The sequence below is a fragment of the Luteimonas sp. 8-5 genome (genome assembly GCF_029763755.1).
Taxonomy (GTDB): domain Bacteria; phylum Pseudomonadota; class Gammaproteobacteria; order Xanthomonadales; family Xanthomonadaceae; genus Cognatiluteimonas.
Genome location: NZ_JARUVM010000013.1, coordinates 1 through 19,262, shown reverse-complemented (window position 1 = coordinate 19,262; position 19,262 = coordinate 1). Strand labels below are relative to the sequence as shown.

The 19,262-nt window shown below is 69.1% G+C and carries 19 protein-coding genes; 7 read left to right on the top strand and 12 right to left on the bottom strand.

Translation table 11 applies throughout. The features are described from left to right. Positions 1 to 1,171, top strand: a 1,171-nt coding sequence (locus tag QAA18_RS02800) for a leucyl aminopeptidase family protein (protein WP_279410844.1), incomplete at its 5' end; no start/stop codon positions are given. Between the two features lie 4 nt (positions 1,172 to 1,175). Here the strand turns inward: QAA18_RS02800 and QAA18_RS02795 are convergent. The 4 genes from QAA18_RS02795 to QAA18_RS02780 are packed head-to-tail and all read right to left on the bottom strand — an operon-like array spanning position 1,176 to position 4,622. Beyond that, entirely contained in the window at positions 1,176 to 1,778 is a 603-nt protein-coding gene (locus QAA18_RS02795; protein WP_279410842.1) for a response regulator transcription factor, read from the bottom strand. After that, positions 1,775 to 2,959, bottom strand: coding sequence for a sensor histidine kinase (locus tag QAA18_RS02790; protein WP_279410841.1), 1,185 nt, complete (start codon positions 2,957 to 2,959; stop codon positions 1,775 to 1,777). The genes QAA18_RS02795 and QAA18_RS02790 overlap by 4 nt, the downstream gene beginning before the upstream one ends. A gap of 29 nt (positions 2,960 to 2,988) precedes the next feature. After that, the gene (locus QAA18_RS02785) at positions 2,989 to 3,726 is read right to left on the bottom strand and encodes an ABC transporter permease (protein ID WP_279410840.1); all 738 of its coding nucleotides are present in this window, start codon (positions 3,724 to 3,726) and stop codon (positions 2,989 to 2,991) included. After that, the gene (locus tag QAA18_RS02780) at positions 3,726 to 4,622 is read right to left on the bottom strand and encodes an ABC transporter ATP-binding protein (protein ID WP_279410839.1); all 897 of its coding nucleotides are present in this window, start codon (positions 4,620 to 4,622) and stop codon (positions 3,726 to 3,728) included. The genes QAA18_RS02785 and QAA18_RS02780 overlap by 1 nt, the downstream gene beginning before the upstream one ends. Before the next feature lie 183 nt (positions 4,623 to 4,805). Here QAA18_RS02780 and QAA18_RS02775 point away from each other — a divergent pair, with 183 nt between their 5' ends. From QAA18_RS02775 to QAA18_RS02750, 6 genes are read left to right on the top strand one after another with little or no spacing between them, the layout of a single operon-like run. Beyond that, positions 4,806 to 6,062, top strand: a complete 1,257-nt coding sequence (locus tag QAA18_RS02775) for an efflux RND transporter periplasmic adaptor subunit (protein ID WP_279410837.1) — start codon at positions 4,806 to 4,808, stop codon at positions 6,060 to 6,062. A 23-nt stretch (positions 6,063 to 6,085) separates the two neighbouring features. Then, positions 6,086 to 6,775 carry an ABC transporter ATP-binding protein gene (locus tag QAA18_RS02770; protein WP_279410836.1) on the top strand — a complete coding sequence of 230 codons (690 nt, stop codon included), beginning with the start codon at positions 6,086 to 6,088 and terminating at the stop codon, positions 6,773 to 6,775. Continuing rightward, positions 6,772 to 7,938 (top strand): ABC transporter permease, encoded by a 1,167-nt coding sequence (locus tag QAA18_RS02765; RefSeq protein WP_279410834.1) that lies wholly within the window; start codon positions 6,772 to 6,774, stop codon positions 7,936 to 7,938. Before QAA18_RS02770 ends, QAA18_RS02765 begins: the two co-directional genes overlap by 4 nt. A 12-nt stretch (positions 7,939 to 7,950) precedes the next feature. Next, positions 7,951 to 9,276, top strand: coding sequence for an ABC transporter permease (locus tag QAA18_RS02760; protein WP_279410833.1), 1,326 nt, complete (start codon positions 7,951 to 7,953; stop codon positions 9,274 to 9,276). 4 nt (positions 9,277 to 9,280) lie between these two features. After that, on the top strand, positions 9,281 to 9,976 hold the full coding sequence (locus tag QAA18_RS02755; protein ID WP_279410832.1) for a hypothetical protein: 696 nt from the start codon (positions 9,281 to 9,283) through the stop codon (positions 9,974 to 9,976). A 51-nt stretch (positions 9,977 to 10,027) separates the two neighbouring features. Beyond that, positions 10,028 to 10,987, top strand: coding sequence for a prolyl oligopeptidase family serine peptidase (locus tag QAA18_RS02750; protein ID WP_279410831.1), 960 nt, complete (start codon positions 10,028 to 10,030; stop codon positions 10,985 to 10,987). 9 nt (positions 10,988 to 10,996) lie between these two features. Here the strand turns inward: QAA18_RS02750 and rarD are convergent, their stop codons facing one another. From rarD to QAA18_RS02710, 8 genes are all read right to left on the bottom strand, one after another. Further along, positions 10,997 to 11,905, bottom strand: a complete 909-nt coding sequence (gene rarD / locus QAA18_RS02745; protein ID WP_279410830.1) for an EamA family transporter RarD — start codon at positions 11,903 to 11,905, stop codon at positions 10,997 to 10,999. Next, complete coding sequence (gene yedA, locus QAA18_RS02740; protein WP_279410829.1) at positions 11,902 to 12,771, bottom strand: drug/metabolite exporter YedA; 870 nt, start codon at positions 12,769 to 12,771, stop codon at positions 11,902 to 11,904. Before yedA ends, rarD begins: the two co-directional genes overlap by 4 nt. Before the next feature lie 24 nt (positions 12,772 to 12,795). After that, on the bottom strand, positions 12,796 to 13,650 hold the full coding sequence (locus QAA18_RS02735) for a methylated-DNA--[protein]-cysteine S-methyltransferase (protein WP_279410828.1): 855 nt from the start codon (positions 13,648 to 13,650) through the stop codon (positions 12,796 to 12,798). Between the two features lie 80 nt (positions 13,651 to 13,730). Then, the gene (locus tag QAA18_RS02730) at positions 13,731 to 15,905 is read right to left on the bottom strand and encodes a carboxy terminal-processing peptidase (RefSeq protein WP_279410826.1); all 2,175 of its coding nucleotides are present in this window, start codon (positions 15,903 to 15,905) and stop codon (positions 13,731 to 13,733) included. A 43-nt stretch (positions 15,906 to 15,948) separates the two neighbouring features. Next, a complete protein-coding gene (gene lipA / locus QAA18_RS02725) occupies positions 15,949 to 16,971 on the bottom strand; it encodes a lipoyl synthase (protein WP_279410825.1) in 1,023 nt (340 codons plus the stop codon). Further along, entirely contained in the window at positions 16,968 to 17,624 is a 657-nt protein-coding gene (lipB, locus tag QAA18_RS02720) for a lipoyl(octanoyl) transferase LipB (RefSeq protein ID WP_279410824.1), read from the bottom strand. The genes lipA and lipB overlap by 4 nt, the downstream gene beginning before the upstream one ends. Then, positions 17,612 to 17,890, bottom strand: a complete 279-nt coding sequence (locus tag QAA18_RS02715) for a DUF493 family protein (RefSeq protein WP_279410823.1) — start codon at positions 17,888 to 17,890, stop codon at positions 17,612 to 17,614. The genes lipB and QAA18_RS02715 overlap by 13 nt, the downstream gene beginning before the upstream one ends. An 11-nt stretch (positions 17,891 to 17,901) precedes the next feature. After that, positions 17,902 to 19,077 (bottom strand): D-alanyl-D-alanine carboxypeptidase, encoded by a 1,176-nt coding sequence (locus QAA18_RS02710; protein ID WP_279410845.1) that lies wholly within the window; start codon positions 19,075 to 19,077, stop codon positions 17,902 to 17,904. Positions 19,078 to 19,262 lie beyond the last annotated feature (185 nt).

The window sequence follows — 19,262 nt, the reverse complement described above, 5'->3', positions numbered from 1 at the left end:
CGTCGGCGACCTGCGCGACCCCTACGGCTACGCGCAAGCGCCGTTCGCCCTGCCCGAGGGCGAGTGGCGCGTGGAAGGCGGGCACGGCGCCGAAGTGCTGCGCGCCGTGCAGCTGGGCTGGGGCCTGGGCAGCTACCGTTACTCGCGCTACCGCAAGCCGCTGCGTCCGCCCGCGCGGCTCGTGCTCGATGCGCCCGACGGGGAAACCGGCGACATCCTCGACGCCTGCCTGCGCGTGCGCGACCTGGTGAACACGCCGACCGAGCACATGGGTCCGGAACAGTTGCACGCGCACGTTGAGGAAATGGCGAAGGCGCACGGGGCACGTTTCGACGCCGTGGTCGGCGACGATCTGCTGGTGCAGGACTTCCCCGCGATCCATGCCGTCGGCCGCGCCTCGCATCGCGCGCCGCGCCTGCTGCGGCTGGAATGGGGCGAACCCTCGCATCCGCGCCTGGCCATCGTCGGCAAGGGCGTGTGCTTCGACACCGGCGGCCTGAACATCAAGGGCGGCGACGGCATGCGCAACATGAAGAAGGACATGGGCGGCGGCGCGCACGCGATCGCGCTCGCCGGCCTGGTCATGGCGCAAAAGCTTCCGGTGCACCTGACGCTGCTGGTGCCGGCGGTGGAGAACGCCATCGGCCCGTTGTCCTATCGCCCGGGCGAAGTCGTCGCCACGCGCAAGGGCGTGTCGGTGGAGATCGACAACACGGACGCCGAAGGCCGCATGGTGCTGTGCGACGCGCTCACCCACGCCGCCGAGCAATCGCCGGCCCTGCTGCTGGATTTCGCCACGCTCACCGGCGCCGCGCGGATCGCGCTCGGTCCGGACCTGCCGGCCCTGTATGCCAACGACGACGATGTCGCCGGGCAATGGCTGGACGCGGGCCTGCAGGTACGCGACCCGGTTTGGCGGATGCCGCTGTGGCGCCCCTACCTGCGCTACCTGACCAGCAACATCGCCGACATCGCCAATTCCGGGCCGTCGAAGATGGGCGGCAGCATCGCCGCGGCGCTGTACCTGGAACGCTTCGTGCCCGAAGGCCAGCCGTGGGCGCACCTGGATGTATACGCCTGGAACGACAGCGACCGCCCCGGGCGTCCCGCCGGTGGCGACGCGCAGGGCCTGCGTTCGGCCTGGACCATGCTCAAGGCCAGGTTCGGATAAGCGTCTAGAGCCAGCCTTTCTGGCGGGCGATGCGGAAAGCCTCGATGCGGTTGCCGGCGCCGAGCTTGCCGATGGCTTCCGACAGGTAGTTGCGCACCGTTCCGGGCGAGAGGTTGAGCAGGGTGGCGATGTCGCCGGCGGACAGGCCGTCGCCAGCCAGCCGCAGCACCTGGCGTTCGCGGTCGTTGAGCGGATCGGATTCCGACCAGGCATCGACCGCCAGCTGCGGATCGATCGCGCGCATGCCGCGCTCGACCTTGCGGATCGCATCGGCGAGCTGCTCGGCGGGCGAATCCTTGAGCAGGTAACCGTGCACGCCGGCATCGAGGGCGCGGCGCAGGAAACCCGGGCGCGCGAACGTGGTCAGGATCACCACCCGTACCGGCAGCCCGTGGCGTTGCACTCGCTGCGCCAGTTCCAGCCCGGTGATCCCCGGCATCTCGATGTCGGTCACCAGCACTTCGGGCTTCAGGCGTTGCAGTTCGCGCCAAGCGGCTTCGCCGTCCGGCGCGGACCCTAGCACCTCGATGTCGGACTCCAGCGACAGCAGCGCCGACAACGCGCCGCGCACCATCGCCTGGTCCTCGGCCAGCAGTACCCGGATCATGCCGGCTGCTCCGCCGCCTGGAGCGGGACCACGGCATCGACGACGGTAGAACCCCGCGCGGAGGCGAACGCCAGGCTGCCGCCGAGCGAGCGCATGCGCTCGCGCATCCCGGCCAGGCCGTTGCCGTCGCCATTGCCTGCGCTGCCCGCGCCGCGCCCGTCGTCGGAGATGCGCATGTGCAACTGTTCGCCCACGCGCAGGAACCTGACTTCGGCACGCGCCGCCTGCGCATGCCTGGCGATGTTGGTTGCCGCCTCGCGCAGCACCAGCGCCAGCGGGCGCTCGATGTCCGCCGGCATGGCAGGCGGCTCGTCGTACTCCAGGCTGACGCCGGACGATTCCAGCAGCAGTCGCGCCGACGCCAGCTCCGCCGCGAGGTCGGCGGCACGGAATCCGGTCACTGCGGCGCGTACTTCGGCCAGGGCGTGCCGCGCGACCTTCTCCGCCTCGGCAATCTCAACCCGGGCCGCGGCGGGGTCGCGGTCGATCAGCCGCCGCGACAGCTCCAGCTTCAGCGTGATCAACGACAGGGTGTGTCCGAGCAGGTCGTGCAGGTCGCGGCCGATGCGCTCGCGCTCGGCGGTCGCCGCCAGGCGCCGCACCTCGTCGTGCGACAGTTGCAGCGCCGCGTCCTTGTCGTGCGACATCTGCTCCACGCCGACGATGGTGCCGATGATCATCGTCATCGGCAGCATCCACGCCAGGATCTGCCATGGATAGCCGACGAGGGTCGCACACAGCGCCAGCAGTCCGTTGAGCAGCACCAGGTGGAGCCAGTAGCGCAGCAGCGAGCCGCGGCGCCCGGTATGCAACATCACGCAACCGAACACGAAGTAACTGAAGCCGGACGGATACCAGGGCAGCAGCACCAGGCACAGGGCGATCATCCCCAGCGGATAGGGCCAGGCGTCGTGCCGGGACGCCAGCACGGCCTTGCCGTACAGGACGAGGAACAGCGGATACGAAGCGAGGGTCAGGGCCAGCCAGAACAGGGTGTAGTGGCCGCCGCCGAACAGCGGGGTAATGAACAGCCATGCCGACCACAGCAGGTGCACGGCATCGGTCCACGGCGACTTGCCGCGGCGCACGTTGCACGCGACCGACGAGTCCGGCGCCGGCACCAGCGACGCCGACGCCCAGCGGCGGAGGCGTTGCGATGCGCTTCGGATCCCTGCCTGCATGGCGCCGATCCTACTTCAAACGCACTGTTTCAACCGTACCGGCTCAGTCGCCGCGCGGCGATGAGCAGGAACGCCACGGTGAAGCCCGCCAGCACCAGCAGCCTTGGCCACGCCGGTCCGGTATCGAAGCCCACTGCCGAGAGCGCGAGCATGTTGAGGTGGTAGCTGGGCCAGATGGGCGCGAGCTGGCCGATGATCGGCGGCATGAGCTTCAGCGGGAACCACAGTCCCGACAGGAACGCCATCGGCAGGTACACCAGGTTGAGTAGGCCCGGGGCGCCCTGGCCCTTGAACAGGGTGCCGACCAGCAGCCCCAGCGCACAGAACGGAAGCACGCCCAGGATGTCGACCGCCAGCAGCGACAGCCACTGCGACGCATCCAGCGCCACGCCGCCCAGGAACACGGCCAGCACCAGCAGCAGCATGCCGACCGCCGCGGCGACCAGCATCGCCATCAGCATCTTGCCCAGCAGGTAGGCGCCCGGCGGCATCGGCAGCGCGCGCTTGAGCGTGAGCAGCCCGCTGTCGCGCTCCAGCGCCAGCGACACGCCGAAACCGAACAGGCCCGGCGCCATCACTCCGAAGGTGCTGTAGCTGGCCAGCAGGTAACGGGCCGCTTCCGGCGCGGTCTTCGACGACAGGGCAACGCCGAACATCAGGTAGAAGGCGGCCGGGAACAGGATGATCGGCAGCAGGAAGCCCGGGTTGCGCAGGTAGCGTAGCGTCTCGCTGCGCGCTTCCTCGACATAGGCGTGGGCGACGTTCATCAGGCGGCCTCGCTGGTGAGTTCGGTAAAGGCTTCGGCCAGGCCCGCGGCCTGGACCTCGATGCCGTGCAACGCGGGATCCGCGGCAAGCAGGCGACGCAACAGGTCCTCCGCGCGCGGCGTGGACATCCACAGGCATTCGCCGTCCATCCGCGCCGCGGCGACCTCGGTCCAGTGCTTGACGACCACGGGCGCCAGCGCGCGGCGGCAGCGCACGCGCGTGAGCGCGACCCGCGCGCGCAAAGCGTCCACCGTGCCTTCGCTGATGACGCGTCCGCGGGCCATCACGCAGACCCGGTTGGCCAGGGCCTCGGCTTCCTCCAGGTAGTGGGTGGTCAGCACGATCGAGCATCCCGCCGCGACCAGTTGCCGCACCGTCGCCCACAGTTGTTGCCGCGACTGGATGTCCATGCCCACCGTGGGCTCGTCCAGGAACAGCAGCGCGGGATTGCCGCACAGCGCCAGCGCGAACTGCACGCGCCGCTTCTGGCCACCGGAAAGCTTTCCGTAGAAGCGCTGCATGAGGTCGTCGACGCCGGCGAGCTGCGCAGCCTCGGCTGGCGCGCGCGGCGCCGGGTAGTAGCTCGCGGTCAGGCGCAGCAGCTCGCCGACGCGCAGGGTGGGCGGCAGGTCGGCGTCCTGCAGCATCACGCCGATGCCACGGCGCGCGCGGATGTCCTGCGGGTCGCGGCCGAACAGTTCGACGCTGCCGGCATCCGCGCGCACCAGGCCCAGCAACAGGCCGATCGCCGTGGTCTTGCCCGCGCCGTTGGGGCCGAGCAACGCCAGCAGCTCGCCGTGCCGCAATTCCAGGTCCATGCCACGCAGCGCCTCGACCTGCCCGTAGCGCTTGTGCACGCCGGCCATCCGCGCCAGTGCCTTGCCGTTGCCGTCCATCCCGCGCCCCCCCTCCGATATTGGGGACACGATGGCCCGGGAGCCGGTGCCGGCCCAGTCGCAGCGATCACCCGATCGACATGACAGGCATCACGTGACGCCGGGCCTCCGGCTGCGTAGGGTGGCAGCCTGCTCCAGTCGCCTTCACACTAGGCGACCCGCCAGCGATCCCGGACCCGTCGAATGAACTCTTCCGCCGACCTGCTCAAGGAACTCCGCATCGACCGCAGCGCGCGCCAGGCGCCGCCGCCGCCGCGCGGGCTCTGGATCGGCATCGCCGTGGCCGTGGCCGTCGTGCTGTTGCTGGCCGTCGGCGGCTGGTGGCTGTTCGGCCGTCCGGATCCCGTCGCGGTGCGCACGGCCACCGTCGAGGCGATGGCCTCGGATGGCGGCAATGTCCAGGCCGCCTCGGTGCTTGATGCCACCGGCTATATCGTGGCCCGGCGCATGGCCACGGTCTCGGCCAAGATCACCGGCAAGGTGCGCGAAGTGCTGATCGAGGAGGGCCAACACGTGGAGGCCGGTGAAGTGTTGGCCACGCTCGATCCGGTCGACGCAGATGCACAGCGCGACCTCGCCGTCGCCCAGCTCGGCGCCGCGCGCAGTGCAGCCGTCGGCGTGCAGGCACAGTTGCGCGAGGCCGAAGCCAACGCCGAACGCCTCGGCGCGCTGGTGCAGCAGCAGCTGGTGTCCAGGTCGCAGTACGACCAGGCCGTGGCCGCACGCGATGCGCTGCGCGCGCAGCTGGTCACCGCGCAGCGCAACGCCCAGGTCGCCAGCGACCAGCTGCAGATCGCCGAGAACGGGCTGGACAACACGGTGGTGCGCGCGCCCTTCGCCGGCGTGGTCATCGCCAAGGCGGCGCAGCCGGGCGAGATCGTGTCGCCGCTCTCCGCCGGCGGCGGCTTCACCCGCACCGGTATCGGCACGATCGTCGACATGGACTCGCTGGAGATCGAGGTCGATGTCGGCGAGTCCTACATCAACCGCGTACAGCCGAAGATGCCGGTCGTGGCCACGCTCAACGCGTATCCCGACTGGAAGATCCCGGCCGAGGTGATCGCGATCATCCCCACCGCCGACCGCGGCAAGGCCACGGTCAAGGTGCGCGTGGCATTGAAGGAAAAGGATCCGCGCATCGTCCCGGACATGGGCGTCAACGTCAGTTTCCTCGAGCAGGCGGCGCCCCGGGCCGAACAACAGGCGTCGGCGCGCGGCGTGCGGGTGCCGGTCGCGGCGGTTGCGAGCCGAGGGGGCCGGGACGTGGCGTTCGTGCTCGACGAGGACGGTGAACGCGTGCAACAGCGCGAGCTCGAGGCAGGTCGCAGCCTGGGAGACGGGCGTCAGGTCCTCTCCGGTCTGGCCGCGGGCGAGACGGTGGTACTGGATCCGCCGAAGGACCTGGAAGACGGCAGCCGGGTGATCCCGGCCGGCAACTAATCACAACGCGAGGGGCAAGGCACATGTCAGCACTGGTCAGCATCAACAACCTCACCAAGACCTACCAGCGCGGCCCGGAAAAGGTCGAGGTCCTGCACGGCGTGGACCTGGACATCGCCCGCGGCGATTTCGTCGCGCTCATGGGCCCCTCGGGATCGGGCAAGACCACCCTGCTCAACCTGATCGGCGGCCTCGACGTCCCGACCGGCGGCCAGATCACCATCGACGGCCAGCGCATCGACACCATGAAAGGCGGCCAGCTCGCGCACTGGCGCAGCCAGAACGTCGGCTACGTGTTCCAGTTCTACAACCTGATGCCGATGCTCACCGCGCAGCGCAACGTCGAGCTGCCGTTGCTGCTGACCGGCCTGTCCGGCGCCCAGCGCAAGCGCAATGCCGAAGTCGCGCTGCAACTGGTGGGCCTGGGCGACCGCGCGAAGCACCGCCCGAACGAACTGTCCGGTGGCCAGCAGCAGCGCGTGGCCATCGCCCGCGCGATCGTGTCCGACCCGACCCTGCTGATCTGCGACGAGCCCACCGGCGACCTCGACCGCCAGTCGGCCGAAGAGATCCTGGGCCTGCTGCAGACGCTCAACCGCGAGCACGGCAAGACCATCGTGATGGTCACCCACGACCCGAAGGCCGCCGAGTACGCCAGCCACACCCTGCACCTGGACAAGGGGACGCTCGTAGAGCAGGCGGTGCACGCATGAAATACCTGCACCTGGTCTGGGCCGAGCTGTTCCGGCGCAAGACCCGCACCGTCCTCACCCTGGTCTCGATCATGGCCGCGTTCCTGCTGTTCGGCCTGCTCGACGGCGTGCGGGCCAGCTTCGACGAAGCCGGCCAGACCGCCAACGGCGCGCAGCGCCTGCAGACCGGTTCACGGCTGTCGTTCATCCAGACCCTGCCGATCTCGCTGTTGCCGCGGATCAAGCAGGTCGACGGCGTGGCCGACACCACCTACGCCAACTGGTTCGGCGGCGCCTACCAGGATCCGCGCAACCAGATCTTCAGCTTCGCCGTGGCGCCGAACTACCTGGACCTGTATCCGGAGATCACGGTCGACCCCGCCGAACTCGAGGCGTTCCACGCCACCCGCACCGGCGTGCTGGTGGGCGAGAAGCTGATGGCGCGCTTCGGCTGGAAGGTCGGGCAGAAGATCCCGCTGCAGTCGACCATCTTCCCCAACAGCGACGGCAGCAAGAACTGGGCGTTCGACATCGTCGGCGTGCTGCGCAACGCCAACGACGCCGACGGCGGCTGGAACGACCAGCTCCTGCTGCTGCACTACAAGTACTTCGAGGAGTCCACGCCCTACGTGGACGGGGACGTGGGCTGGTACGTGAGCCGGGTCACCGACGTCAACCAGGCCGACCGCGTGGCCAAGGCGATCGACGCCCTGTCGCAGAACTCGGACCACCAGACCAAGACCATGACCGAACAGGCGGCCACGGCCAACTGGATGAAGCAGATGGCCGACATCGGCCTGATCGTCGGCTCGATCATGGGCGCGGTGTTCTTCACCCTGCTGCTGCTGACCGGCAACACCATGGCCCAGGCCGTGCGCGAGCGTACGTCCGAACTTGCGGTGCTCAAGACGATCGGCTTCTCCAGCACCAGCGTGCTGCTGATGGTGCTGGCCGAGTCGGTGCTGCTGGTGATGATCGGCGGCCTGGTCGGCGTTGCCCTGTCGACGGTGATCGGCTCGGGCGCGAGCACCGCCAGCGGCGGCATGATCAACATCCCGCCGCTGGGCCTGGACGGCTGGGCCACGGCGATCGGGCTGATGGTCGCGATCGGCCTGTTGGTCGGGGCGCTGCCGGCGATCCGCGCCATGCGCCTGAACATCGTCGACGCCCTCGCCGGACGCTAAGGAGAAACACGCATGAACAAGATCATGGGATTCCTGCGCGGCCTCCTGATGGGCCTGGTGGTGGTGGTCGGCGTGGCCTGCTGGCTGGCGCTGCCGTGGTTCGTGCTGCTGGGCCTGGTGGTGCTGTTCGGCATCTGGATGCTGGTCACCCGGCGCGGCCGCCAGGCCGGCTCGGTGACCCAGGTCGGCCTCAGCACCCTGCGCCAGCGCATCGGCGCCTCGTCCGTGGTGGTGATCGGCATCGCCGGCGTGGTCGCCGTGCTGGTGGCGATGCTGGCCATGGCCGAGGGCTATCGCGAGACGCTGCGCAAGTCCGGCAGCGAGGACACCGCCATCGTCATGCGCGGCGCCTCCGCCTCGGAAGTGATGTCCACGCTCGACAATGCCAGCGTGCTGGTGATCCAGCAGGCGCCGGGCATCGCACGCGACGCCGAAGGCAAGCCAATCGCCACGGCCGATTCGGTGGTCGCGGCCAACCTCCCGATCAGGGGCGGCGGCCCCGACGAGGACGGCAGCGTGCAGTTGCGCGGCATCGGTCCGCAGGCATGGGCGGTGCGTCCGAACGTGAAGATCGTCGAAGGGCGCAAGTTCGAACCGGGCCGTCGCGAGCTCATCGCGGGCAAGGCCGCGGCGCGCCAGTTCGCCGGACTGGAACCGGGCAAGACCATCCAGCTGGGCAGCCAGCAGTGGGTGGTGGCCGGCATCTTCGAAAGCGGTGATGCAATGGAATCGGAGATCTGGGCCGACGCCGGCGTGGTCGCCCCGACCTACGAGCGCGGCAGCACCCGCACCTCGGTGACGGTGAAGCTGGAGAACGCGTCGGCGTTCAAGGGCTTCAAGGCCGCACTGGCCGAAGACCCGCGCCTGGACGTCGATACCGACACCACGCTCGACTACTTCAGCAAGCAGTCCGAGGGCATGAGCAAGGTCATCCGCATCGTCGGCATGGTAGTCGGAGCGATCATGGGGATAGGCGCCGTGTTCGGCGCGCTCAACACCATGTTCGCCACCGTCACTACCCGCGTGCGCGAGATCGCCACGTTGCGTGCCATCGGCTTCCGCGGCCTGCCCGTGGTCGTCGCGGTGATGCTGGAGACCATGCTCCTGGCCCTGCTCGGCGGGCTGCTCGGCGGCCTGCTGGCCTGGATCGTGTTCAACGGCTACACCGCATCCACGATCGCCGGCGGCGTCGGCCAGCTGACCTTCCAGTTCAAGGTCTCGCTGCCGGTGCTGTGGACCGGCCTGAAGTGGGCGCTGGCCATCGGCTTCATCGGCGGCCTGTTCCCGGCGGTGCGGGCAGCGCGGTTGCCGGTGACCGACGCGTTGCGGGCGGCCTGACGTGATGATGCCCGCCGCCCGTCCCACTGTCCTTGGCCTTGGCCTGCTGGTGCTGTCGACACTGTCGGTGTCCGTCGCGCAGACGAGGCCGGAGCCTGCGCGTCCGTCGCTGGAGGCGCTCGAGCGGGTGATCCTCGACAAGACGCCCGAAACCCGGGTGGAGAAAGTCGACCACGACCGCATCACGGCCAGGCGCATCGACATCGTGGGCGACGACGGCGTGATCCGCATGACCCTTGCAGCCGATACGCCACCGCCGATCATCGACGGCATCCAGTACCAGCGCGCCTTCGGCGTTTCCGGGCTGATCCTCTACGACATCGACGGCAACGAGCGCGGCGGCTTCGGCGTCGCCGACGCGCCAGGCGGAACGGCCGCCGTCCTTGCACTGGACCATCCGGCCATGGACGCGATCGGATGGCGGGTGATGCCCGATGGCGCGGTGAGCTTCTCGATCAACCAGGCGCCGTCGTTGCTGCGCGAGCCCCGCCTCGACGATCGCCTCGTTCCAGGCGTCGCGACGTCCACCCGCATACGCCTGGACGTCGCCGCGGACGGTACGCCGGCGGTGTCGCTCGCGGATGCCGACGACCGGGCGCGGGTGCGGATGACGGTGACGCCCGAGGGCTACGGCGCCATCGAGTTCCTGGACGCGTCGGGCAAGGTCATCCACGTGCTGGCGCCGGAACGCGACCTCTAGCCCCGGGCATGCTATTTTCGACTCGCCACACCAAAACCTGAGAGAGCAAGGATGCTTCGTACGCTGTTCGCGATCCTGATCGCGCTGTTCGCCGTTCCGTTCCAAGCCAGCGCCGCCTCGGCCGGCACCTTCCTGTCCAGCACCGGTTGCTTCGAGGCGACCCCGGACTACCAGTCCTGGCTGCAGTCGCTCGACATCGAGCTCGGCGGCAGGAAGGTCCCCGCGGAGATGCTGGGGAAAGTCGTTCCCGAAAGGATGTTCGAGTTCGCGAAGTCCGGGTTCGATTGCCAAGTCGTCACCTACGACAGCGACGGCCTTGTCGTCTCCGGCTACGTGGTGCGACGCAGGCAGGACGGCGATGCCGGCGAGCGGCCGTTGCTCGTCTACAACCGTGGCGGCAACCGGGACTTCGGCCGGATCGACCAGCTGCAGCTGTTCCGCAAGCTCCTGCCGCTGGCCAAGGCCGGCTACGTGGTCGTCGCCAGCCAGTACCGCGGCGACGCCGACGAATTCGGCGGCAAGGACGTCGGCGACGTCATGCGCCTGATCGACCTGTCCCTCGCCCTGCCCGGCGTCGACGGCAGCCATGTGTACATGCTCGGCGAGAGCCGCGGCGCCATGATGAGCTACCTCGTCGCCCGGCAACGGAAGGACATCACGGCGATGGCCACCGTCGGCGGCGCCACGGACCTGGCAGCGGGCCTGGAATGGCGCCCTGAGATGGAGCGCGTCTACAGCGCGCTGATCCCCGGTTACGAGGACAACAAGCAGGCGGCCCTGGAAATGCGGTCGGCACTGCGCTGGGCGGAAGAACTCCCGGCGGGCATGCCGGTGCTGCTGCTGCACGGCGAGGCGGACGAACGCGTCAACGCGGAGGACTCGCGGGCGATGGCCGCCCGCCTGCAGCAGCTCGGCCGGCCGCACAAGCTGGTCGTCTACCCCGGCGACAACCACGGCATCGAGCACAACCGAAAGGCCGCCCAGCTCGAGATCCTGGAGTGGTTCAAATAGGCGCGGCGGCTATGACGCCCTGCGGCTGCGCCACATGCCGTCGACCGCATACACCGCCAGCGCGATCCAGATGAAGGTGAAGCCGATCGCACGATTGGCGTCGAAGGCTTCGCCCAGGACCAGCACGCCGCACAGCAGCTGCAGGGTCGGCGCGATGTACTGCAGCACGCCGACCATCGAATAGGGACTGCGCTTGACCGCGTCGGCGAAGCCGATCAGCGGCAACGCCGTGAGGACGCCGCCGAACACCAGCAGCGCGGCGGCGGTCCAGCCCCACGACGCGATGCCGTCATGGGCGATGAAGCCGCCGTCGCCGTGGGTTTCGCCCCACAGCAGCAAGGCGAGCGCGGGCAGGAACAGGTACAGGCTCTCGATCCCCAGGCCACGCACCGGCGGCACGCCGACCAGCTTGCGCACCAGGCCATAGCCGGCGAACGAACACGCCAGCGACAACGCGATCCAGGGGAAGTCGCCGTAGTTGAAGGTCAGCCACAGCACGCCGCCGGTGGCGATGGCCACGGAAAGCCACTGCACCGGGTTGAGCCGCTCGCGCAGCACGAATACGCCCAGCACCACGTTGAGCAGCGGGTTGATGAAGTAGCCCAGGCTGGTCTCGACCACATGGCCGGCATTGACCGCCCAGATGTACAGGCCCCAGTTGAATGCGATCAGCGTGCCGCTGATGGCAAGCATCCACGCTGCGCGCGGCAGCGCCAGGGTTTCGCGCAACCAGCCGCGGCCGTACTTCCAGGACAGCCAGCCGGCCACCAGCAGCGTGCTCCAGACGATGCGGTGGGCGATGATCTGCAGCGACGGCACCGACTTGAGCAGGTGCCAGTACAACGGCATCACGCCCCAGATGACGAATGCACCGATGGCCATCCACAGGCCTTGCCGGTCGAGGCGCGCGTTGTTCATGCCTTCTTCTTCCCCGCCTTGGCCATGGTGATGGCGACCACGCCGAACAGGATCACGCCCATGGCCGCCAGTTCGTGCGCGGAAAACCGCTCATGCGCGAGCACCGCTCCCAGCATCACTGCGATCGCGGGATTGACGTAGGCATAACTGCCGGCGAGCGCGGGGCGCACATGGTGCAGCAGCCAGATGTAGGCGCTGAATCCGATGATGGAACCGAACACGATCAGGTAGGAAAACGCGGCGAGACCGGCCGCCGTCGGCACCGCATGGAATCGCTCGCCGATCGCCACGCCGAGCACGCACATCGCCACGCCGCCGCACAGCATCTGCGCCGCGGCGCCCATGAACGGCGGCGCCATGTCGCGGCCGCGGCTCCAGATCGAACCGAACGACCAGGCGATGGTGGCCACCAGCAAGGCGATCATGCCGATCTTCGACGCGCTCAGGCTGCCGCCGATGTTGAGCCAGACCACGCCGACGAAACCGATGCCCAGCCCGATCCACTCGATGCGGTTGGGATGCTCGCCGCGCATGGCCGCGAACATCGCCATCCACAGCGGCGCCGATGCGACGGCCACCGCCGCCATGCCGGAGGACACCGTCTGCTCGGCGTAATTGACCATGCCGTTGCCGAGCAGGAGCAGCATCACGCCCATCGCGGCCGCGTTGACCCATTGTGCGCGCGTCGGCGCGGACATGCCGCGCCAGCGCAGCACCGTATACATGAGGCTGCCGGCGATGACGAAACGGACGCCGCCGAGCAGGAACGGCGGGAACCCGCCCTCCAGCGCGAATCGGATGGCGAGATAGGTCGAGCCCCAGATCAGGTAGACGGCGGCCAGCGCGATCGCGACGGTTGCTTTCATGGGTGCGTGGTCATCCGGTGCGGTTCATCCAGGGGCAGCTTCGCGCTGCAGCAGTTCGCGTTTCAGCGGCAGGCCCCAGCGGTAGCCACCCGGGCTGCCGTCCCCGCGCACGACGCGGTGGCAGGGAACCAGCACCGCGACCTTGTTGCTTGCACAGGCGCTGGCCACGGCGCGCGCCGCAGACGGCTGCCCGAGTTCGGCCGCCAGTTGCGCGTAGCTGCGGGTTTCACCGGCGGGAATCTTCATCAGCGCGTCCCAGACCTTTTTCTGGAACGCGGTGCCGAGCAGGTCCAACGGCACATCGCTGCGCTTGCCGGCCAGGCGCGCGGCCACCGCCTGCAGGCGCGGCGCGAGGAACTCGTCGCGGCCGGCGTCGACGCGTTGCAGGCGCGCACGCGGGAACTCGGCGCGCAGCTTCGCTTCGAGTCCGGCCGGCGCGTTGCCGAGTTCCACCATGCAGATGCCACGGCGGGTAGTGGCGACGAGCGCCATGCCGAGCGCGGTATCCACCAGGCTCCAGCGCACCTCCTCGCCCGCGCCTCCGGCGCGATAGCTGGCAGGTGTCATGCCCAGGCGCGCCGCGCCGGCTTCATAGACGCGGGACGGCGAGCCGTAACCGGCGTCGTAAAGCGCGGCGCTGACATCGCGGCCCTCGCGCAGGCCGGCCTTGAGTGCGTCGAGCTTGCGCTGCGCCAGGTACTGCGCCGGGCTCAGGCCATAGCGGGCGCTGAAGCGACGCTGCAGCGCGGTAGGGCCGAGGCCGACGGCGGCGGCCAGTTCACCCAGGGTCGGTTCGCCGCCATCGAGCAACTGGCGCGCGCGTTCCACCGCGGCGTCGCCGGCGGCGGGTCGGGAAGCGGTCGTGTGCTTGTCGTTCATGGGGAGAAAAGTTAGCGGGCGCCTGGGGCGCCCGCTATCCGATTCTTTACATTGTATAGCGCCCCGCCGGGCGCTTCGCCCTACTCGGCCCAGTGCGTGGCGCGCCCGGTCTCCGGCAGCACCAGGGCCGCCAGCTGCTTGTCGCGGGCGAGCATGGCCGTGGCGTCGGCCAGGATCGCCGCGGACTCCCGCAACAGCGGATCGGGGCGCTCCTCGGCGGCCTTCTGCCGAGCGGCATCGGCGACGATGTCGCGCTCGCTGGCCTGCAGGCCGTCGTCGGCGCTCTCGGCGGCCAGCGGGTCGAGCTTCAGGCCCAGTTCCTTGCGCAGTTCCTGGCGCTTCGCCCGCTTGGCGGCATCGGCATCGCGCTCGCGGCGGCGCTCGGCCTCGTTGAGCGAGACGAACTTCTTTGCCCGCTCGGTGCGGAAGTCGGCCACGTCCTGCGCCCACCACTGGAATTCGGGATTGTCCTTCACCCGCGCATCGTGCAGTTCGTCGAGCTTGGCCAGGATCGGGGTGAAGTTGCCGTAGCGCACGTGCGGCACCGCCGCGATCCGCGTCCACGGCAGCGCGTTGTCGTAGGTGCTCTCGCCGAACTCGCTGGCGTCCACGGTGACCGGGAAGGCGATGTCCGGATGCACGCCCTTGTTCTGCGTGCTGGCGCCGCCGGGCAGGAAGAACTGGGCGATGGTGAGCTTGACCTGGCCGAAGCGCGGCTTCTCGTTGGCCGGCCAGCGGTCGAGATCGACGAGGTTCTGCACCGTGCCCTTGCCGAAGGTCTGCTCGCCGATGATCAGGCCGCGGCCGTAATCCTGGATCGCGCCGGCGAAGATTTCCGAGGCCGACGCCGAGCCGCGGTTGACGAGTACCGCCAACGGGCCTTCCCACGCGACGCCGGCCTTGCGGTCGCCCTCGACGCTGACCCGCCCGCCGGACTCGCGCACCTGCACCACCGGACCCTGGTCGATGAACAGCCCGGTGAGCTCGATCGCTTCGGCCAGCGAACCGCCGCCGTTGTTGCGCAGGTCCATGACCACGCCGTCGACCTTCTTCGCGTTCATTTCGCCCAGCAAGCGGGCGACGTCGCGGGTGGCCGACGCGTAGTCGCCGTTGGCGTTGTCGCGGCGGCCGGCGAAGTCCTGGTAGAAGCCCGGCAGTTCGATCACGCCGATGCGCCGCGCCGGCAGGTCGCCGCGCGCGGGGATGTCGAGGATCTTGCTCTTGGCCGCGTCGGCGCTGAGGCGGATCTTGTCGCGCACCAGCGACACCCGCACCGGCTGGCTGTCGAGGCCGGCTTCCGGCGGCACGATGTCCAGCCGCACCTGGGTGCCCTTGGGTCCCTTGATCTTCTCGACCACGTCGTCGATGCGCCAGCCGACCACGTCTTCCATCGGCCCGCTCGCGCCCTGGCCGACGCCGACGATGCGGTCGCCCGCCTGCAGCTTGCCGCTCTTGATCGCGGGGCCGCCCGGCAGGACTTCCCGGATCACCACCACGTCGTCCTGCTTCTGCAACTGCGCGCCGATGCCTTCCAGCGACAGCGACATCGACTGGTTGAAGCGCTCGGCGCTGCGCGGATCCAGGTAATTGGTATGCGGGTCGATCGACGCGGTATACGCGTTGAGGAAGCTGGAGAAGGCGTCGGTGGAATCGAGCTCGTCCGTCGACTCGGCGAAGTTGCCGTAGCGCTTGGCCAGCACCTTGCGGATCTCCGCCGGCTCCTTGCCGGCGAGCTTGAGGCGCAGCCAGTCGTTGCGCACGGACTGCTTCCACAGTTCATCGAGCTCGGCCGCGGTCGCCCACGGCGCGTCTTCGCGGTCGTAGTACCAGCGCTCGTCGCCGCCGAAATCGAAGATGTCCTGCTTGAGCAGGCCGGACGCGTAGGCAGAACGCTCGGCAACGCGCTGCTTGTACAGGGCGAACATCGCGTAGGCCGGATCCAGCTTGCCGCCCTTGATCGCGTCGTCGAACGACAGCTTGTACCTGGCGAACTTCGCCACGTCGTCGGCGGTGAAGAACATCTTGCTGCGGTCGAGCGCGTCCAGGTAGCGCTTGAAGATGTCCTTCGACAGCGCGTCGTCCAGTGCCTGCGGCCGGTAGGCATAGCGGCTGTCGGAGAGCAGCCCGTAGACCAGCTTGGCGGTCGTGGCCTGGTCCGCTGTCGGCCCCGGCGCGATCGTGTCCGCGCCCGGGCGCGCAAACAGCGCCAGCGGCGTGGCCAGGGCAAGGATCAACAGGCTGTGGGGAAGCTTCATGTCTGCTCTCGCGTCTCGACTCTCGCGCCCCCGGAGCCGGACGCTAGGGTAAGGATGGTTCCGCGCTTGGACCGCCGGCCAGTGCCGAAAGTTGCGGGACGCCGGCCGCCTGGCGATCGGCATGGTAGGAGGATCGCACGAGTGGGCCCGATGCCACGTGAGCGAAACCTGAAGCCATGCCGAAGACTTCCAGCGCCTTGAACTCGTCCGGCGTCCAGTAGCGCAGCACCGGGTGGTGGTGCGGGCTGGGCTGCAGGTACTGGCCGATGGTGACCATGTCCACGTCGTGGGCGCGCAGGTCGCGCAGGGTCTGCTCCACCTGGGCCATGGTCTCGCCCAGGCCGAGCATGATCCCGGACTTGGTCGGGATCGAGGGGTGCTGCTGCTTGAACTTGCGCAGCAGGGTCAGCGACCACTGGTAATCCGCCCCGGGCCTGACGTTGCGGTACAGGTCCGGCACGGTCTCGATGTTGTGGTTGAACACGTCCGGCGGGTTCGCGGCCAGGATCTCCAGCGCGCGTTCCATGCGGCCCTTGCCGCGGAAATCCGGGGTCAGGATCTCGATCTTCGTGCCCGGGCTCATCTCGCGGATGGCGCTGATGCAGTCGACGAAATGGCCGGCGCCGCCGTCGCGCAGGTCGTCGCGGTCGACGCTGGTGACCACCACGTATTTCAGCCCCATGTCCTTCACGGTCTGCGCAAGATGCAGCGGCTCTGCCGGATCGGGCGGCTTGGGGCGGCCGTGGGCGACGTCGCAGAACGAGCAGCGCCGGGTGCAGACCTCGCCCAGGATCATGAACGTCGCGGTGCCATGGCCGAAGCACTCGTGGATGTTCGGGCAGCTGGCTTCCTCGCACACGGTGATGAGGCGATTGGCGCGCAGCTTTTCCTTCAACCTGGCGACGTTGTTGCCCGACGGGATGCGCACCCTGATCCACGAGGGCTTGCGCAGCACCGGCGCGTCGGCGAACTGCACCGGAGACCGGGCGATCTTGTCGCCGGCGACCTGGCGGGCGCCCGGCTCGAGGGTGGTGATCGGTATGGCCTTGCTGGTGGGGGCGCTCATGCCGCCATTGTCGCATCGGCGGCACGCGGCTGCAGGCCGAGCTGGCGCGCCAGCTCCCGCAGCAGCACCGGCTTCACCGCTTCCAGTCCCGCGGGGCCGCCCAGGTCGGCCATCGCCACCACCCGGAGGCCGGCGTAGCCGCAGGGATTGATGCGGTCGAACGGCTCCAGGTCCATGGCGATGTTGAACGCCAGGCCGTGGAAACAGCACCCGCGCCGCACCCGGATACCCAGGGCGGCGACCTTGGCATCGTCCACGTAGACGCCCGGCGCGCCGGCGCGCCTGCGGCCTTCGATGTTCCACTCGCCCAGGGTGTCGATCACCGCCTGTTCGATCCGGCACACGTACTCGCGCACGCCCAGCTTCAGGCGGCGCAGGTCCAGCAGGGGATAGGCGACGATCTGGCCGGGGCCGTGGTAGGTGACCTGGCCGCCACGGTCGACCTGCACCACCGGAATGTCGCCCGGCGCCAGCACGTGCTCGGGCCTTCCGGCCTGCCCCAGGGTGAACACCGGGTCGTGCTCCACCAGCCACAGTTCGTCCGGGCTGTCCTCGCCGCGCGCATCGGTGAAGGCCTGCATCGCGCGCCACACCGGCTCGTATGCGCAACGTCCCAGGTCCCTGACCAGCAACTCGCCCGCTACAGCGTCCACTTCACCTCGGGGTGCTCGCGCAACACCGCATGCGCCACTTCGTATTGTTCGCGCGACTCTGCGCGGAACGTGAGCTTCACCGAAACGAACTTGCCGCCGCTGGACTCGCGCATGGCCACCGTCTCGCGCAGCACGGGCAAGCCCGCGGCCTCGAGCAGCGAGGGGATCTGTTCTTCCAGGCCGGAACCGGCCGGGCCCATCGCCGTGATCTCGAACTCGCCGGGGAACTGGAAGCCGTGCTCGGGATTGTCGGATCTGATTTCCATCGGCACGCCTCCTATTCCGATTCCCACCACATCCAGAACTCGTCCCACAGGCGGGCGAAGAATCCGCCCTCCTCGACCGCCTCGAGCGCCACCAGCGGCCGCTGCGCGATCACCTTGCCGTCCAGCGACACCTTGACCGTACCGATTTCCTGGCCCTTCGCGATCGGCGCCACCAGCGCCTTGGGCACGTCCATGGTCGGCTTGAGCTGCTGGTAGCGGCCGCGCGGCAGGCTGACCAGCAACGGCTGGGCAACGCCGAGCGCGACCTGTTCGCCTTCGCCCTTCCACACCTTGAGCGCGGCGATCTGCTTGCCGGCGTCGTAGAGCTTGTGGGTTTCGTGGAAACGGAAGCCCCAGTTGAGCAGCGCCTGCGAGTCGCTGGCGCGCTGCTTCTCGCTGCTGCCGCCCAGGATCACCGAGATCAGGCGCTGGTCGCCGCGCTTGGCCGAGGCCATCAGGCAATAGCCGGCGCTGCTGGTGTGGCCGGTCTTGATGCCGTCCACCGACGGATCGCGCCACAGCAGCACGTTGCGGTTGGGCTGGGTGATCGGCCCGACCGTGAATTCCTTGATCTTGTTGTACGCATACGCCTCGGGGAAATCGCGGATCAGCGCGCGCCCGAGCAGCGCCAGGTCGCGCGCGGTCGAGTAGTGGCCTTCGGCCGGCAGTCCGTGCGGATTGACGAAGTGCGAGTTGCGCATGCCGATGCGCTTGGCATACGCGTTCATCAGCGCGGCGAACGCCTGCTCGCTGCCGGCGACGTGCTCGGCCAGCGCGATCGCGGCGTCGTTGCCCGATTGCACCACCATGCCCTTTTCCATCTGCACCAGCGGCGCGGTCTGGTTGACCGGGAATCCGCTGTAGCTGCCGTCGGTGCCGGCGCCGCCCTGGCGCCAGGCGTTCTCGGTCATCATCACCGGATCGTCGGCCTTGATCTTGCCCGCGGCCATCTCGGCGGCAATGACATAGGAGGTCATGACCTTGGTGATGCTCGCCGGCTCGCGGCGCATGTCGATGTTCTCGCCGGCCAGGATCTGCCCGGTGGTGTAGTCCATCAGCAGCCAAGCGGCGGACGTGGACGGCTCCGGGGCGGGCGGCACCGGCAGCGCATCGCTGAGCGCGGCCGGCTGCGGCGTGGCGGGCTGCGGTGTCGCGGGCTGCCGGGCATGGGCGAAGGCGAAGGCCAGCGAGGCGGTTGCGACGAGGACGGCGGCGAAGGCGGGGGCTTTCTTCAAGACAACGAACTCCGGGTGGATCACGCGAAACGAAGGGACAAGTCTACTCGCGCACGAGGCGCGGCTGGCCGAAACCCAGCGCGCGCACACGCTCCGCGGTGGCTTCCATGGCTTCCGCCGGCACCGGACCGATGCGC